Annotated in this window: 16 protein-coding genes and 1 pseudogene; 10 read left to right on the forward strand and 7 right to left on the reverse strand. The window is 68.8% G+C overall.

Annotation, left to right across the window (positions count from 1 at the left end):
* Window positions 1-298: pseudogene (locus AOK08_RS16365) on the reverse strand (hypothetical protein); the annotation flags it as partial.
* 463 nt (window positions 299-761) lie between these two features.
* Here AOK08_RS16365 and AOK08_RS16370 point away from each other — a divergent pair.
* The 4 genes from AOK08_RS16370 (at window position 762) to AOK08_RS16385 (ending at window position 3,352) form a co-directional block, all read left to right on the forward strand.
* Window positions 762-989, forward strand: coding sequence for a hypothetical protein (locus AOK08_RS16370; RefSeq protein WP_055526306.1), 228 nt, complete (start codon window positions 762-764; stop codon window positions 987-989).
* The gene (locus tag AOK08_RS16375; protein ID WP_055526307.1) at window positions 986-1,357 is read left to right on the forward strand and encodes a hypothetical protein; all 372 of its coding nucleotides are present in this window, start codon (window positions 986-988) and stop codon (window positions 1,355-1,357) included. Before AOK08_RS16370 ends, AOK08_RS16375 begins: the two co-directional genes overlap by 4 nt.
* Before the next feature lie 313 nt (window positions 1,358-1,670).
* Window positions 1,671-2,315 (forward strand): RNA polymerase sigma factor, encoded by a 645-nt coding sequence (locus tag AOK08_RS16380; RefSeq protein ID WP_079054062.1) that lies wholly within the window; start codon window positions 1,671-1,673, stop codon window positions 2,313-2,315.
* A complete protein-coding gene (locus tag AOK08_RS16385) occupies window positions 2,312-3,352 on the forward strand; it encodes a CU044_5270 family protein (RefSeq protein WP_055526308.1) in 1,041 nt (346 codons plus the stop codon). The genes AOK08_RS16380 and AOK08_RS16385 overlap by 4 nt, the downstream gene beginning before the upstream one ends.
* A 115-nt stretch (window positions 3,353-3,467) precedes the next feature.
* On the opposite strand, the gene AOK08_RS16390 is transcribed toward AOK08_RS16385, so the two are convergent.
* From AOK08_RS16390 to AOK08_RS16405, 4 genes are all read right to left on the reverse strand, one after another.
* Complete coding sequence (locus tag AOK08_RS16390; RefSeq protein WP_055526309.1) at window positions 3,468-3,944, reverse strand: hypothetical protein; 477 nt, start codon at window positions 3,942-3,944, stop codon at window positions 3,468-3,470.
* A 73-nt stretch (window positions 3,945-4,017) separates the two neighbouring features.
* The gene (locus AOK08_RS16395; protein WP_055526319.1) at window positions 4,018-5,118 is read right to left on the reverse strand and encodes a protein kinase family protein; all 1,101 of its coding nucleotides are present in this window, start codon (window positions 5,116-5,118) and stop codon (window positions 4,018-4,020) included.
* A gap of 35 nt (window positions 5,119-5,153) precedes the next feature.
* On the reverse strand, window positions 5,154-5,435 hold the full coding sequence (locus AOK08_RS16400; protein ID WP_055526310.1) for a DUF397 domain-containing protein: 282 nt from the start codon (window positions 5,433-5,435) through the stop codon (window positions 5,154-5,156).
* Window positions 5,416-6,267 carry a helix-turn-helix domain-containing protein gene (locus AOK08_RS16405; protein WP_055526311.1) on the reverse strand — a complete coding sequence of 284 codons (852 nt, stop codon included), beginning with the start codon at window positions 6,265-6,267 and terminating at the stop codon, window positions 5,416-5,418. The genes AOK08_RS16400 and AOK08_RS16405 overlap by 20 nt, the downstream gene beginning before the upstream one ends.
* 131 nt (window positions 6,268-6,398) lie before the next feature.
* Here AOK08_RS16405 and AOK08_RS16410 point away from each other — a divergent pair, with 131 nt between their 5' ends.
* The gene (locus tag AOK08_RS16410) at window positions 6,399-6,635 is read left to right on the forward strand and encodes a hypothetical protein (protein WP_055526312.1); all 237 of its coding nucleotides are present in this window, start codon (window positions 6,399-6,401) and stop codon (window positions 6,633-6,635) included.
* On the forward strand, window positions 6,632-7,213 hold the full coding sequence (locus AOK08_RS48705) for an ATP-binding protein (RefSeq protein ID WP_063794064.1): 582 nt from the start codon (window positions 6,632-6,634) through the stop codon (window positions 7,211-7,213). The genes AOK08_RS16410 and AOK08_RS48705 overlap by 4 nt, the downstream gene beginning before the upstream one ends.
* A 43-nt stretch (window positions 7,214-7,256) precedes the next feature.
* Here the strand turns inward: AOK08_RS48705 and AOK08_RS16420 are convergent, their stop codons facing one another.
* Together AOK08_RS16420 and afsR are read right to left on the reverse strand one after the other, a co-directional pair.
* Window positions 7,257-7,481, reverse strand: coding sequence for a hypothetical protein (locus AOK08_RS16420; RefSeq protein WP_055526313.1), 225 nt, complete (start codon window positions 7,479-7,481; stop codon window positions 7,257-7,259).
* A 246-nt stretch (window positions 7,482-7,727) separates the two neighbouring features.
* Window positions 7,728-10,751, reverse strand: coding sequence for an SARP-family global regulator AfsR (afsR, locus tag AOK08_RS16425; protein ID WP_055526314.1), 3,024 nt, complete (start codon window positions 10,749-10,751; stop codon window positions 7,728-7,730).
* Window positions 10,752-10,961: 210 nt separating this feature from the next.
* Between afsR and AOK08_RS16430 the strand changes: the two genes are divergently transcribed.
* From AOK08_RS16430 to AOK08_RS16445, 4 genes are all read left to right on the forward strand, one after another.
* A complete protein-coding gene (locus AOK08_RS16430; RefSeq protein ID WP_055526315.1) occupies window positions 10,962-12,236 on the forward strand; it encodes an amidohydrolase family protein in 1,275 nt (424 codons plus the stop codon).
* 245 nt (window positions 12,237-12,481) lie between these two features.
* The gene (locus AOK08_RS16435) at window positions 12,482-13,333 is read left to right on the forward strand and encodes a vWA domain-containing protein (RefSeq protein WP_055526316.1); all 852 of its coding nucleotides are present in this window, start codon (window positions 12,482-12,484) and stop codon (window positions 13,331-13,333) included.
* A 2-nt stretch (window positions 13,334-13,335) separates the two neighbouring features.
* Window positions 13,336-14,175, forward strand: a complete 840-nt coding sequence (locus AOK08_RS16440; protein WP_055526317.1) for a hypothetical protein — start codon at window positions 13,336-13,338, stop codon at window positions 14,173-14,175.
* Between the two features lie 41 nt (window positions 14,176-14,216).
* Window positions 14,217-16,565: hypothetical protein (locus AOK08_RS16445; protein WP_157876696.1), on the forward strand; the 2,349-nt coding region annotated here is incomplete at its 3' end.

The following is a 16,565-nucleotide window of genomic DNA, read 5'->3' on the forward strand; positions in this document are numbered from 1 at the left end:
AGTCACCGTCCTGCTTCACCCGGACGGGGCCCGCGTAGGCGGCGGTCTGCATGCTGCCGTCGGGCAGCGCGTACGTCGTCGAGTCCGTCGTCCGCTCCGGCAGGATCTCGATCCTCCGGTTCTGCAACCGGGCCATCAGCAGAGCAGAGGTGACGTCCTTGGCCTCGGCCGGCCCGTACTTCGCGGCCTCCGATGCCGGCGCGGACGTCGACGCGCCGTTGTCCGGCAGGGCGACGGCCGTCCCGGTGTCGGAGACCGTCACCGCTGCCTCGACGACTAGGGCTGCGGCGACGATCATTCCGATCGCACATATTCGGGATCGGGACCAGCGGGGGCCGCTCGGTCGGATGGATCTTCTGGATCTGCCGGTTCTGCCGAACCTTGATCTGCTGCGCACGGACAATCCCCCGTGATCTTTCCATTGGTGAAGGTTGTGAGAAGCAGATCTTTACATCGATCACGCGCGGGTTTGTGTAACGGACACTCATATCGTCAAGTGGGTGCAAAGGGGGCTCGGGGGAGTCGGTCGAGGCCGCGGTGGGTGCATCTGAAGACCAGTGCAAATGGTGATATTTGTTCGGTGGTGCGGTTGCCGATCGTGACCCTGTGTCGAAACCTGGGTGGGTGGTTTTTTAGTCAGGCCTTTACGTAAGATCATTTAAAATCGCCATAAAGTGGTCACGGGCGAGAAGGGCTGACGTTGCGTCACGTCGGTCTTTGGGGATCGGCACGCGCCTGGTATCAGGTGGTACCTTTCTGTCATGGCCAAGACGCAGATCAACATCCGGATGGACGACGACACCGCCGAGATGGCCCGGCAGGCGGCGGCGACCAGGCGTATACCGGTCAACGAGTACGTCGAGCAGCTCATTCGGAACGACAACGAGCATGTGCGTGCTGTGTTCATGGCGGCGGCGCAGGAAGTGCTGGATGAGTACGGCGATCTCCTGGACGAGATCGAAGGGGAGCGGGGGGAGTCCCGTACGTGAATCTCAACGTCGACCTCGCGTGGATTCTGCAGGTTGCGCAGCGGGCGGGGCACGGTGATCTGGCCGTCGGCGACTACGGCGTTCCCCTCGCGGCCGTCGAGCGGCAGCGGGCCGTGCTTGTCGGACAGGAGGTCTACCAGGGGGCCTACGCCAAGGCGGCGGCCCTCACGCACGCCCTCGGCCGTATGCGCTGGCTGGAGCGGTCGAATCTGAAGGTGGCCGTGGCGGTCGCCCACGCGTACCTCGTCGCCTCAGGTGTTCCGGTCAAGCTCGACCAGCAGCGGGTCTCCGCACTCGCGAACGAGCTGAAGAGGGAGAGCTGCACGGTTCGTAGCGTGGCCGAGGTGCTCAAGTCCTGGGCTGTGTAGGGGGCTTCGCACGGATTTCCGCCAGCGGGGTTGGGGTGCTTCTGTTCCGGTGGCGGAGTTCGTCGAGAAAGTCCCACATCACTGGGGCGAGCGGTGCGTGTCGGGTGATGATTGCTGCCACCTGTTGCTGGATGGCCCCGGTGGTTCTTATGGGGGCTCCTGCCGGGGAGCTTCAATGTCATGCGCGGGTACTTCGCCCTGTCGCGGTGCAGCCTGCGATGTTCCACCTTCCAACGGGCCGGTCTGCCGCCGGTGATGGACCGGAGGCATTCGTCCGGACGGGAGTGGAACTGGCGAGGCTCTGCGGACACTTGTGGGTGTGGAGTCTTCGCTGAACGAGCGGGTGAGGTCGGGTGAGCGCGAGGCGTTCGCCGAGATCTTCGATCAACATGCGCGGGTGGTCTACGCCCATGCCATACGTACGACGGGCGATTGGGCTGCCGCTGAGGATGTGATGTCACTGACCTTCCTGGAAGCCTGGCGGTTACGTGACAAGTTGCGGGGCGAGGTGGTCAGCGTCAGGCCTTGGTTGCTGGGTATTGCCACGAACGTGCTGCGCAACAGGGCGAGAAAGGCGCGACGGCATCGAGAGGCCATGGCTCGGCTGCCGCCTCACCACTCTTTCCCCGACATCGCGGACGAGGTGGTCGGGCAGTTGGCCGACACGGAACGGCTCGCGGCGGCGGCCACGGCACTGAGCCGGTTGAAGCGAAGCGAGCGTGAGGTCTTCAGCCTGGTCGTCTGGTCGGGCCTGGACTACTCGGCGGCGGCTGAGGCTCTTGGCATACCGACGGGCACGGTCCGCTCAAGGCTGTCGCGCGCCAGGAACAAACTGCGCCGGTTGGTCGAAGCGGAACTGCGGCCAGTGGCCGATGACATGAGACCGGCACCCACCAGTCGACACGCGGCAGTGAGCAGTCCAGCAGAGTCGCTTGCGACCCGAAGGAAGACGCGATGAACCTCGACAAGTCCGAAACGGCCGAGCGGGCGGACGCGGCAAGGGTGCTGCCTGCCTCCCCGTATCCCGAACCGGCACCTGAACTGTTCCACGTGCACAAGCAGAACCTGTTGCGGCAGATCGACCAGCAGACCAGATCGGTTGTGCCCCAACGGGGCCGCCGACGCCGGCGTGCAGCGTTGGTTGTCGCCTCCGCAGCCGTGGCGTGCGTCGCGGTCGTCGTGACCGGGCTCAGCATCACGTCCACCGAGCCACCCTCCAAGACACCGCCCGCGTCAAAGGCATCGATCCAGCTTCTGGAGCAGGCGGCGCTCGCGGCTGCGGCGGATCCAGGTGCGGTTCCTCGCTCTGGGCAGTACACGTACGTCAAGGTGACCGGTCACACCATGGCGCTGTCCGAACGCAAGGACGGATCGATGGAGCGTCTGCGCCAGGACGAGAGCTACGAGCAGTGGACGTCCGTGGACGGCAGCGGTCGCACGATGCAGCGGAAGCCGGGTGGCAGCGCCTCCTGGCTGCCGACGGGGGAGCCGGGGGAAGGCAGCCTGAACCTGCCCACGTACCGCTTTCTGGCAGGGCTTCCGACTGAACCAGGTGCTCTCCTCAAGACCATTTACCGGGATGCGAACCTGAATCACGGGGCGGGCTCGGGCTCGACCACCGGGCCGGACCAAGAGAGCTTTGTCACCATCGGCGACCTGCTCCGGGCTTCTGTCGCCCCGCCGGACGTCAGCGCCGCCCTCTTCCGCGCTGCGGCCCGGATCCCGGGAGTGATCGTCGTTCAGGACGCGGTGGACGCCGCAGGTCGGCACGGAGTCGCGGTCGCCCGGGAGCATGACGGTGAACGCCTGGAGTGGATCTTCGACAAGGACACCAAAGAACTGCTCGGTGAACGCACCGTACTGGTCGAGGACAACGCCTGGGGCAAGGCCGGTACGCCGGTGACCTCCACGGCTGTCATCCAGAGCGGCATCGTCGACAAGGCCGGCCAGGAGCCTGCCCACGGCTCCGGTCAAGGGAGTCACTCGGCGGCCTGATCAACCAGTCGTGCAATGTCTTCGTGCCTCGACCCCAGGCACGCGGTTGTCGGGCCTCGCACCGCAAGTCCTCGTTGTTGTCGCGCCGACGACTATGGAGCTGATCCATGTCAGATCAGGCGGCGTCGCACTTATCAAGCGGAGTTGTCCTCTCCCGCAGCCCGCGCTCGGCGTCCAGCCGAAACTCGAAGGAATAGCAGCGATGGGCCCGGGAGTGGGAGACCCCGAACATGCTGGTGTCCTCGAACTCCGCGAAGAAGCGGACGGTGTTGGTCAGCGAACCGCCCGAGCGCGCGTAGGCGATGAGCCTCCCGTCGTGCCGTTCGGCGATGCCACGCACGGCTTCCTGCCCGGGATAGTCACCAGATGCCTCCGCCACCACGTCATGCGTGTAGGACCGGGCCTGGGTGACAGTCCTGGCCAGGGCCTCCTTCTCGTTTCGGTCATTCGCACTCTCCTGGCGGTAGTGCATGACCATGAGGACCAAGGCCACCAGCAGAACCGCGAGGATCGGTGCCATGACGGCGACCAGGCACCCCGGGGACGGCACCGTGACGCGGTTCTGCCGCGCCACGGTGCCGTGATCGGACATACTCCTGGTCACTGATCCTCCGGTTTGGCGGCTGTGGGGCCAATGGCCATGACCAAGGCCACGACGAGGACGGTCAGCGTGCCCAGGGCGGAGGAGATGAATCCTCCATGGGGTAGCCGCACAACGCGGCTGGATTCTCCAGGGGGTATGGGGTGCTTCTGGTCCGGTGCCGGAGTTCGTCGAGGAAGTCCCACATAGCCAGGGCGAGCGGCGCGTGTCGGGTGATGATTGCTGCCGCTTGCTGCGGGATGGCCTCGGTGGTTCCTACGGGGGTACCTGTCGGGTGTTTGCCGTCCGCGTAGGCGCGCACCAGCGCGTAGCGGTCCTCCCGATCATGTCCGTACAGGGCGGTGACCAGCCAGTACACCAGGTACGACATGGTGTAGCAGCGGTCGTACGTCTGATGGCGGTCGAAGAAGTCGGCCTCCTCCGGGGACAGTTCGAACCGGGAGGACAGGGCGAGGCCGTAGTCGGCGAAGTAGAGGCGCCGGCCATCGGTCAGGATGTTCTCGAAGTGGGCGTCGAAGTGCAGGAGCCCTCGGCTGTTCATGAACGAGGTGCCCGCCGCCAGGTTCCGCTCCACCATCGCGCAGGCCCGGTCCGCCGTTTCGTCGCCCGCGTGCAGTTGTTCGCCGAGCCACTGGTGCAGGTTCTGCGGGATGTACTCCAGGAACAGGGCCAGGCTCGCCGAGGACTGCTGGAGGGCCTCGATCCGGCGGCGTACCTGCGGTCCCCCTCCCCAGTAGGCGACCGCCCGTTCCACGTCGGCCAGTTCGGCGGGGAGCGGTGTCGAGTCCGGCAGCACCCGCCAGTGGTACATCAGGGGGAAGCCGTCGTGATCCCCCGTGAGCACCCAGTTCGTCGTCATGGTGTGTACGGCGAGTTCCCGCCAGGCGCCGAAGCCCGGACCGCCGATCCCGTACTGGCAGAACATCGGGAGGCCGAAGAGGTTCGCCGTCGACCGTACGTTCTCCGGCGACCTCTCCGGATCGGTGAGCGGCACCCGCTTGACGAAGACCGGGGTTCCGCCGATCTCCAGCAGCGCCGACTTCCCGCCGATGCCGGAGCCCAACGGCACGGCCGCGTCGACGAGTTCGGACAGCGCGCGGTCGCTGTACAGAGCCAGGTCGGTGGCTGCGGCACCGTGGGCGGTCAGGCGGGCGGTGCGTGACATGTGCGGCATGGCCCGGTGGTTGCCGGGGCCGAGGTTCAGCCCTTCACCTCGGTGAGGAAGGCTGCCCAGGCCCCGGCCTGGAAGAGGAGGACGGGGCCGTTGTGGGGGGCGGTTTTGGAGTCGCGTACGGGGATGACTCCGGGGGCGGAGGACACCTCGACGCACTCTCCGCCGGTGCCATTGCTGTGGCTGCTCTTGCGCCACAGGGCTGCTCCGGGGAAGGCGCCGGCGAGTTCGACGCAGTCCCCGCCGCTGGCATTGCTGTAGCTGCTCTTGCGCCACACTGCGGTGCTCAAGTCACGCTGGATGCTTGCCATTTCGGTAGTCCTCTGCCGCTTGCTCGATCATGGACAGGGACGCTTCCGGTGGGAGTGCCGCGGCCCTGAGCAGATCGTACGACCTGCGGTAGTTGCTCACGAGGGCTGGATAGTCGATCAGTTGGCCGCTGTGCAGTCCCTCGGTGTAGACGATCGGGGGAGCGTCCGGGAAGGTCATCAGTTTGATCATGCCCATCATGAGCGGGTGAGCAACGGTCGTTTTCGGCAGGATCTGCAGAATGCCCTGCGTGGAGCGGATCACGTGAGCGATGTGCTCCAGTTGCTCCGCCATCTCCTTGGGCGGCAGGATCGGTTCACGGATCAGTGATTCGTGGAGGATGGCCCAGAACGCGGGAGGCTCCTCGCGTGTCCAAAGCTTGGCGCGTTCCCCCCGAGCCTTGACCTGCTTCTCGACCGTGTCCGGGCGTAGCCAGGGCATCCCTGTCTCGATGACCTTCTTGGCGTACTCCCCGGTCTGGAGCAGGCCGGGCACGAGCATCGGCGCCCACTCCTCGATCGTGTCCGCGCCCTGCTCCATCTCCACGACATCCGCGAAGTACTCCGCATGCCCCGACTGTTTAGCCCTGCGCGCGTCTTCACAGCGCCGCATGAAAAAGCCGTCCGTGCCCAGCTTGAGGTCGACGTGTTTGGCCAGGTCGTCCGTCATTCGGCGTTCGCCGCGTTCGACCTGGCTCAGGAACGAGATGCTGCGCCAGCTTCCCTCGACCAACTGTTCCAGGGTGAGGCCCGCCTGTTCCCTTCGGTAGCGCAACTCCGCGCCGTAGAAGGCCGGGACGTTCGCTGACGCGTCGGGATCCTTGCGTACGGGCACAACTCATCACCCTCTCTTTTCAGTTGCGCTGTGCAACCTGAATCCCTTCCACGGTACGCACCGTCACGTCACTCTGTGAGGGAATCGTCACAGAGCGCACTGGAATGTGTGCCGACCAGGGAGGTCCCCAGATGGAGTCGACGCGGCCGACGCAGTCGAACCCGAGTAACTACGACGTCACCCTTTGCGTCGAGGAACTCCGTGCCGCCCTCGGTGCGCACGGCATCACCTTGCCGTCCCTGCGGGTCGATCTGCCGGGCTTCGCGGGCAGGTACGAGCCGACGCGAGGGCTTGTCGCGCTCGGCGGCTGCAACGCGGACACCGCGCTGAAGCTGGCCGCCGTGCTGAGGAACGCGGTCGAGCGGTGACGTCGACGGTGACCGATTTCCGTGCCGAACTGGTGGCCGTCGCCAAGACCGTGCCGGAGCTGCGGCGCGCGATCCGGGAGTGGTTCGGCGGGGCGGCGTACGGGGGTGTGGAGGCGGACATCCAGTTGTGCGTGACCGAGTTGGTCGGCAACGTCATCCGGCATGTGGGGGAGGGGACGCCCGTATCCGTACGGGTGGCGTGTGTGGACGCCGTTCGTGTCCGGGTGGAGGTGCGTGATCCCGACCCGCGAGCGCTTCCCGTGCTGCTCAGCGCCGCCGGGGACGGTGAGTCGGGGCGTGGGCTGGCTCTGGTGGGTGCTCTCGCCGTTCGGTGGGGCGTCGAGGTCGAGGCCTTGGGCAAGACGGTGTGGTGCGAGTTGGCGGGTGCCGGATTCCCGCTGGCCATGGAGCGTTGCCGGGAGCGGGAGCGGGAGCGGGAGCGGGAGCGGCTTGGGGCGCTGGTGGCATGGGTGGAGGAGAAGGGCAGGCCGGCCCTGTCCCCGGACACACCACGACCGCGGTGGCTCCCCCTCCGCGCCACCGCGGTCGTTCCCCGTGTGCAGGTGTTCGTCTGTTGAAGTCGGCGAGCCGACGAGCCGTCGAGCCTGGTGAACCGGTTGGTCAGGCCGGTTCGTTCGTTGCGTGGACGTCGTTCGGCTTGATGGTGGCCGGTTCCGTCGTGGCGTGGACGTCGCCCAGGATCGTCGCCGTGGCCTTGGTCTTCTTGGCCGGTTCGGTCGTCGCGTGGACATCGCCCAGGGTGGTGGCGGTGGCCGGCTGGCTCGTCGCGTGGACGTCGGTCGGCTTTGTCGTCGGCTTCGGCCTTGGCTTCGTCTCGTCGCTCATCGCTGTCTCCCCTGTTGGTGACCGGTGTACTGCGGGCCCGCCCCGCGACTCCCCCGCGGACTGCGGGGCGGGCCCTCTGGGCCGGTTCACCTTAGAAGGTCCGGCCCCCTGTCGTTCCGCCTGCCCCCCGACGCGACGGCTCGACAGGGACGAGCCTGCCGGACGGCGATAAACGAACGATGAACGTCCCGTTCAGCTCCCGCCCGGGAGGCCTCCTTGTCTCTGGCCGCGCCCCGCCCGGGCCCCTCAGCAGTTCGTGTGCGACGCCCGCCCCAGCAGCACCCGTACCGCGTCCGCCTCCGGTGCCCGCAGCGACTCGAAGATGGTCAGCGCGTCCTGCCAGCACACCTGGGCGCGGTCCAGCTGGCCGATGCCGTGCAGGGCGCGGCCCAGCACCGTGAGGACGTTGCCGCGCCGCCACTCCCCGCCGATGCCGCGCAGTACCGTCAGCGCCTGTTCGGCGTTGGCCGCCGCGCGGGCCGAGCGGGTCGCCGCCAGATCGACCTCGGCGAGGCGGAACAGGGTCATGCCCTCCCACAGACGCTGGCGGCTGTCCCGGAACACCCGCAGGGCCTCGTCGAGATGGCCGGCGGCCTCCGTCAACTGGCCGCTCTGCGTGAGTGCCAGGCCCAGTGCGTAGCGGCCGTTGGCCCCTCGTACCGTGTGGCCCATCGTGTCGTACATCGCCGTGCCCATCTGGGCGAGGGCGACCGCGCTGTTGGTGCGGCCCGTGGCGAGGTGGATGCGGGACAGGTTGCACAGGGCGCTCGCCTCGCCCGGACGGTCCGCGCAGGCACGGTAGTTCTCGATGGCGCGGGTGAAGTGGGCCTCGCCCGCGTCGTGCCGGTTCTGGTAGAGCGCCACGACGCCGCTGATGTTGGACGACCAGCAGGCGGTGTACTGGTCGTCGGCGGCGAGCGCCAACTCCGTTGCCCGCTCCGACTCCTGGACGGCCGTGTCGAAGAGGCTCCCGGAGACGTGGTGCACGAAGGCGAGTGTCGTCAGGGCGCGGGCCTCCGTGCGTCGGCAACCCGCGTCCCGGGCCGCGTCACGCACGATCGCCGCGACCGCCTCGTACTCCTTGGAGTTGGTGCCGGACTCGGCCAGCTCGACCGCCGCCCACAGCACGTCGGCCGCGCGGCGCAGGGTGTCCGGGTGGGACGCGGACTGCCTTACGCAGGCCAGTACGCACACCGCTTCCGCGTGCACCCAGTCCTGCGCGGCGTGGCTGTCGGCGAACGTCAGCCCGGGGTACTCCGCGTGTTCCAGGTGGTCGACGAGCTTGTCCTCGGGGCGCTGGATCCGGTAGGTCGCGGCGACCGTCGCGAGGTAGAAGTCGAGGAGGCGGGACATGGCCGACGCCCGTTCGCCCGGCGGGTGTTCGTCCCGTTCGGCGCACGAACGCGCGTAGAGGCGTACGAGGTCGTGGTAGCGGTAGCGGCCAGGCGCCGCCGACTCCAGGAGTGACGTGTCGACCAGGGACTCCAACACCTCCTCCGCCTCTTCGACCGGCAGGGCCAGTACGGCCGCCGCCGCCGCGAGGGAGACATCCGGGCCGTCCGCCAGGCCCAACAGGCGGAACGCGCGGGCCTGTTGGGGATCCAGGGCGCCGTAGCCGAGTTCGAAGGTGGCCTTGACGGCGAGGTCGCCGGCCTGGAGTTCGTCCAGGCGGCGGCGTTCGTCGCCCAGCTTCTCCGCGAGGACGGACACCGTCCACGTTCGGCGCGCCGACAGCCTGGACGCCGCGATCCTGATCGCCAGCGGCAGGAAACCGCAGGCCGCGACCACGTCCAGGGCGGCCTTGCGTTCGGCGGCCACCCGCTCCTCGCCCACGATCTTCGTGAACAACTGGAGTGCTTCCTCGGGGGACATGACGTCCAGGTCGACGAGGTGCGCCCCGGCCAGGTCCACCATCCGTACCCGGGAGGTGACCAGGGCCGCGCAGCCCTCCGTGCCCGGCAGCAGCGGACGTACCTGCGCGGCGTCACGGGCGTTGTCCAGCAGGACCAGGACCCGGCGGCCGTCCAGCACCGAGCGGTACAGAGCCGCGCGTTCCTCCAGCGAGTCCGGGATCGCCGAGTCGGCCGTGCCGAGGGCACGCAGGAACGCGCCGAGGACCGTCTCCGGCTCGGCCGCCCGTGTTCCGGCGCCCTGGAGGTCGACGTACAACTGCCCGTCGGGGAAGGCTGACCGGGCCTGGTGGGCCACATGGACGGCGAGGGTCGTCTTGCCCACGCCGCCGATGCCCGCCAGCGCCGACACCGCCATCACCCGGCCCTGCGCCGAGGACGCCGACGACGCGGACGACAGGACCTTGCTCAGCTCGGTCACGAACGCCGCGCGGCCCGTGAAGTCCTGGACCGTGGCCGGGAGTTGGGCCGGACGGACGGGCGCGGGAGTGTGTTCCGGCGCGAGCGGGGCGGAGGGGGCGGCGAGTCCCGGGTCGGCCTTGAGGATGCGCTGCTGCAACTCCCGCAGGCCGGGGCGGGGATCGACGCCGAGTTCGTCGGCGAGGAGGCGGCGGGTGTCCGCGTACACCGCGAGTGCCTCCGCCTGCCGGCCGCTGCGGTACAGCGCCAGCATCAGCAGCTCGCGCAGTCGCTCACGCAGGGGATGCTCGGCGGTGAGGGCGGTCAACTCGCTGACGGCCTCCGCGTGGCAGCCCTGTCCGAGGTCCATGTCGAGGCGGGATTCGAGGAGTTGGAGCAGCCACTCCTCCAACCGGACGCGCTGCGCGTCCGCGTACGGGCCCGGGACGCTCGCCAGCGGCCTGCCGTCCCACAGGTCCAGCGCCTCGTTGAGGACGCTCCTGGCGTGCCGCAGATCCCCGGCGCTCCGGGACTTCTCCGCCTCCGTGGCCAGGTCCTGCGCCACCGCCAGGTCAAGGGCGCCCTCCGCGAGCGAACGGATCGCGTACCCGCCCGACTCGCTGACCAGCACCCCGGAGCCCAGCACCTTGCGCAGCCGTGACGCGTACGTCCGTACCGCCGCCAGTGCCTGCGACGGCGGCTCGTCGCCCCACAGCGCGTCGATCAGCTCGGCCGCGGTCGCCGTACGGCCGTCACGCAGCAGGAGTGCGGCCAGCAGGGCCCGTTGCTGCGGGGACCCGGTGGGGAGCGGTTCGTCGTCGCGCCAGGCCCGTACCGGCCCGAGCACGCTGAAGCGCAGCGCCGCCGGGGAATCGGCCGAGGAGTCCACCGGATGGCTCACCGACGCGTCCCTGGCATCCCGCTGTGCCGGCACCCGCGGTACAGCCGGTATGTCACCCATCACCGCTCCCTGCCGAACATCATGACCAGACAAGCAGTTTGCCTTGTCCATGGCATGTGCGTCAGCTCTGGAGACAGCGATCACAGCCCGGCACACGAGGTATTACACGGTCCTCACAGTCTCTTTGCACAGCGTTCCACGGATCCGGGGCGGAAAGGGGGTCGCGACGTATAGCTGACGGTTCGTCAGATCGGCGCTACCGTGCCCCGTATGGACTCTGTGGAGACGACTGTGGAGAGCGCGGCGGAGGGTGTGGAGAAGACCGACACCTTCCCGAAGATCATCTCGGTGGACGACCACACGGTGGAGCCGCCCAATGTCTGGCAGGACCGGCTGCCGAAGAAGTATCTGGACATCGGCCCGCGCATAGTCCGGGCGCCGCTGAAGTCGATGTCGTTCCTCGGCGGCCGGTTCAAGCCCGTCATGGGCGAACCCGGCGACGACGGCCCGATCGGCGACTGGTGGGTCTACGAGAACCTGCGCCGCCCCCTCACCCGCCTCGACACCGCCGTCGGCTACAGCCGGGACGAGATCAAGCTCGAAGTCATCACCTACGAGCAGATGCGCCCGGGTTCGTACGACGTCCCGCAGCGACTGGCCGACATGGACATCAACCACGTCCAGTCCGCCGTCTGCTTCCCGACCTTCCCGCGCTTCTGCGGCCAGACCTTCACCGAGGCCGAGGACCACGAACTCGGACTCCTCGGCGTACGCGCGTACAACGACTGGATGGTGGAGGAGTGGTGCGGCCCGGCGGCGAAGGGCCGTCTCATTCCGCTCACCCTCATCCCGCTCTGGGACGCGGAGTTGGCGGCTGCCGAGGTCCGGCGCAACGCGGCCCGGGGGGTACGGGCGGTCGCCTTCTCCGAGATCCCCCCGCACCTCGGCCTGCCCTCGGTCCACGGCGACGACTGGGACCCCTTCCTCGCGGCCTGCGCCGAAACAGGGACCGTCATCGCGATGCACATCGGCTCGTCGAGCCGGATGCCGTCCACCTCCGCCGACGCCCCGCCCGCCGTCGGCTCCACGATCACCTTCGCCAACTGCTGCTTCTCGATGGTCGACTGGCTGATGAGCGGCAAGTTCGAACGCTTCCCCCAGTTGAAGATCATGTACGCGGAGGGCCAGATCGGCTGGATCCCCTACATCCTGGAGCGCGCGGACGTGGTCTGGGAGGAGAACCGGGGCTGGGGCGGGGTCGCCGACAAGGTCCACCGGCCGCCGTCCGAGCTGTTCGCCGAGCATGTCTACGGCTGCTTCTTCGACGACGCGTTCGGGCTGCGCAACCTCGACTCGATCGGCGTCGGCAATGTCCTCTACGAGACCGACTACCCCCACTCCGACTCGACTTGGCCCGGATCGAGGGAGGTCGGCGAGCGGCAGATGGGGCATCTGGACCCCGAGGTCGTGGAGCGGATCGTACGGGGCAACGCGATCGAGCTGCTGGGGCTGACACCGGAAGGGCTGTGGAATCCGGGAGGGTGACTGTCTGACTGAGCGTCATCAGCGGTGCCCAGGACGCGTATCGGGGGATTCCCCCGTAGTCCCCCCTAGTTCCGCGTAGTCCCCCGTAGTCCCCCGCAGTTCCCCGTACTCCCACGTAGAACGGCTGGTCATCCGGTAACGTGAATTCCCTTGGGGGGCCAAGTGGTCGGACGGTGAAGACGCGCCGCCGGACACGACAGTCCCCTCTGGCGACCGACCGCACAGGGACAAACGGGGGACGTCCGTTGCCGTACACCGCAGAGATCAGCCGGACCAACCCGGGATGCTTCATCTTCCTCGTGGACCAGTCCGCCTCCATGAGCGATCCCATGGAGAGCGGTGAAGGTGGTGGCACGGCACAGTCGCGGGCCGAGGTCGTGTCCAACGCCATCAACCGGCTGCTGACGGAACTGTCGGTCAAGTGCGCCAAGGAGGAAGGCGTACGCGACTACTTCCACGTCGCCGTGATCGGCTACGGCCACAATCGCGTCGGCTCCGCCTACCAGGGCGTCCTCGCCGGCCGCGACCTCGTGCCGCTCAGTGAGGTCGCCAACAACCCGGCGCGGGTGGAGAGTCGCACCAAGAAGGTGTCGGACGGCGCCGGCGGGCTCGTCGAGACGACCGTGCAGTTCCCGGTGTGGATGGACCCGGTCACCAACGGCGGTACGCCCATGACCCGCGCCCTCGGCTACGCGAACACCCTGGTCGGGCACTGGGTCGACATGCACCCCGGCGGCTTCCCGCCCATCGTCCTCAACCTCACCGACGGCGAGTCCACCGATGGCGACCCGACCAGCGCCGCCATCGGCCTGGCCTCGCACGCCACCGCCGACGGCCCGGTGCTCCTGTTCAACCTGCACGTCTCCGGCAGCGGCGGTGCCCCCATCACCTTCCCGGACAGCGAGGAGCAACTGCCGGACACGTACGCGAAGTTGCTGTTCCAGATGTCCAGCGTCCTGCCGGGCCACATGCGTTCGTACGCCGCCTCCCAGGGCCACCGCGTCAGCGACACGACCCGGGGCTTCGTCTACAACGCGGACATCGTCTCCATCGTGGAGTTCCTCGACATCGGCACCCGTGCGACGGAGCTGCGCTGACCATGGGGGACATCCCGGCGCTGCCGCGCGCGCAGTGGTTGTGGACGCAGAAGTCGGGCAGCAGCGAACGGGAGTGCGAGGACGCCGCGTACTGCTGGCAGTCCGACGAGGCGGGCGTCGACAGCGCCGGACGGGCCGTCGCCTCGCTGTATGCCTCGGTGTCCGACGGCGCCTCGGAGAGCCTGCTCGCCCGCGACTGGGCCATGCTCCTCACCGCCGACGCCGTCGAGTCCATGCGGCTGGCCGGTGACTGGTGGGAGGAACTCGGCACGTTCGTCCGGGACTTGATGGAGCGCGCCGCACTGCACTGGGACGCCTTCCTCGCCCGCTACCAGGCCGAGCGCGCCGCCCAGGGCAGGCCCATCGCCTGGTACGAGCAACCTGGCCTGGAAAAAGGGGCGTTCGCCACCGTGCTGGGGGCGGAGATCCGGGCCACCGTCCTGGAGGACGGCACGACCCGCTGGTCCTGGCACGCCTTCGCCCTCGGCGACACCTGCCTCTTCCAACTCCGCGACGGACGGCTCCTCGACTCCTTTCCGGTGCGTACGGTCGAGGAGTTCGGGATCACGCCTCAACTGCTGGGCAGCCGCAACCACGATGCGCGGCTGGTGGCGGAGCGGTTGCGGGTGGCTCATGGGGAGCTGATGGAGGGGGACGAACTCCTGTTGGCCACCGACGCGTTGGCGGCTTGGTTGCTGACTCCGGGGGAGGGCGGCGGGTCCGCGGCGCTCCCGGCCTTCGGCGCGTTCGACCGGCAGGACTTCGCCGAGTGGGTGGACGACCAGCGAGGGCGCGCCCGGATGCGCAACGACGACGTGACGCTCGTACGGGCGAGGGTTTGACGGTCTTCCGTACGACAGCGGCAGTGAGGGGGGAGGCGTAGATGGCGGTGTCCCGCGGTGGTCGCCCCGGTCGTGGTCACGGCAGCGGTCCGGCGGCCAGGAGGTTTCCGACCGGAGCCAACTACGCCGAGGCGTTGCAGCACCCCGAACTGTGCTTCAAGGACCCGGACTTGAAGCACGGCGCCGTTCAACAGAGCCCGGTGCTCGGTCCGAAGGCGATCTCCGGCAATTTCGCCAGCGTCTTCTCCGTCACGGCGACGGACGGGCAGCGGTACGCGCTGAAGTGCTTCACCCGGGACAGCCCGACGCTCGCCAAGCGCTACTCCGCGATCAGTTCGGCGCTCGGCGGGGTCAGTGGGAGTGGCCTGTCCCAGCCGTGGCCGGTGGGGTTCGACTTCCTCGAACAGGGCGTGCTGGTCGGCCGGGAGTGGTACCCGGCGGTCAAGATGACCTGGGTCCAGGGCGTCGGCCTCATCAACTGGATCGAACGCAACCTCCACGACCCGGCCGCGCTGCACACGCTCGCCGAGCGGTTCCTGGCCATGACCGCCGACCTGGAGCGCAACGGCATCGCCCACGGCGACCTTCAGCACGGCAACCTTCTCGTCGCCGCCGACGCGACCCTCCGCCTCGTCGACTACGACGGCATGTACGTCCCCGCGCTGCGCGGCGAGCAGGCCACCGAGAACGGTCACCGCAACTACCAGTCGCCGTCCCGCACGGCCGCCGACTTCGGCCCCGCCATGGACCGCTTCTCCGCCTGGACCATCGAACTGGCCCTGCTCGCCGTCGCCACGGATCCCGGCCTGTGGACCCAACTCCACGACAGGAACGGCGAGTTCCTGATCCTCTCCGAGGCGGACTTCCAGGAACCGGCGACCTCACTGGCCTGGCCGGTCCTGCTCAGCCATCCGGACAAGCGGGTACGGGAGGTCGCCGGACGGGTCAAGGGCTTCCTCGGCAGACCGGCGTCGGCCTTGCCGCCCCTGACAGCCGAGGCGGTACGGCTTCCGGCGCAGCGGACGGCGTCGACATCGACATCGGCGCCGAAAGCGACAACTGCGTCGGCGCCGACCTCGGGTTCTGGGGGCTACGGGGGTTACGGGGGCGCGGGTGGCCTGGGCGGTGTTCGGCCTACGGTCACGTCCTGGACGCCCGCCGCGTCCGGGGCCTCCGCGTCCGGGGTGCCGGCCTGGATGGCGGGACGCGTGGCGTCCTCCGCGTCCACCGTCGCGCCGGGTGCCGCACAGGGTCCGGCGCGGCAGCCGGCCGCCGCGCTCCCGGGCTTCGGTGGGCGTGGTGCCGGTGATCTGGTCGCGGGGCTCGGCGCGTTGCTCAGTACGTCCGTGCCGGGCGCCCTGGTCCTCGCCTCGGCCCAGCCGGTGGACGTCCTGCCCGCGGCCCAGGGCGTGGCCCTGCTCGCCTCCGCCGCGCTGGTCGGGTTCGGGCGGCGCAGGCGTCCCGAGTACCGGGCGGCGCGGAAGCGGGTGCGCGAGCTGAAGCGGCGCTCCCGTGAGCTGGCCGACCCGGCGAGCGCCCATCAGCGACTGGAGAAGGAGATCCGCCTCCTCGACGACGCCCTGGCCAAGGACAACACGGCCTCCGACCAGCGTATCCAGGCCCTCCAGCTCGAACTGCGCGACGGCCAGGCCCGTATCACCATGGACCTCAACCGGCGTACGGACCAGGCGCAGCAGCAGCTGGCCGGGCTGGCGGCGAAGGAGAAGCGCAGGATCGAGAAGGCGCTGGAACCCGCGATCCGGGCGCACGTCCAGGACAAGCTGCGCGGGACGTCGATCGAGGACGCGCGGTCGCTCAGCAACATGGGTATCAAGATGGTGCGGGCGCTCCAGGACGCGGGTATCCGTACCGCGGCGGACTTCATCGGCGTGGACTTCGCGCACAACTCGTCGGTCGTGTTCCTGGTGCGTCCCGGTGGCCAGCGGATACGGGTGCCCGGCATCGGCGAGGCCCGGGCCACCGCCCTCAGCGACTGGCGGCAGGGCCTGGAACGCCGGGCCAGGGCGTCCGCGCCCACGATGGTGCCGGCGGCGACCAAGGCGCAGATCAAGGCGGACATCGCCGCGCTGCGGCGGACGCACAAGGCGGAGATCAAGCAGGCGGAGGCCGAGGCGCTACAGAAGAAGTCCGCGTTGCAGCAGCGGATCACGGATGAGCGCGCGCGGCTCACCGGGCAGCGGCAGCAGCGGGCGATGGATACGCAGCGGAAGCGGGCGGAGCTTTTGCAACGGCAGAAGCAGTTGGGTGGGGCGGAGGCGGAGAGGGCGAGGGTGGTCGGGGAACTGGCGGTCGCCCGGGGCGAGAAAAACATCGCCCCGCTCTTGTCCGACCCCCCGCCAGCGGCAACCATGGCCACCCCCGCCTATTTG

Source organism: Streptomyces graminilatus (assembly GCF_001418565.1).
Lineage (GTDB): Bacteria > Actinomycetota > Actinomycetes > Streptomycetales > Streptomycetaceae > Streptomyces > Streptomyces graminilatus.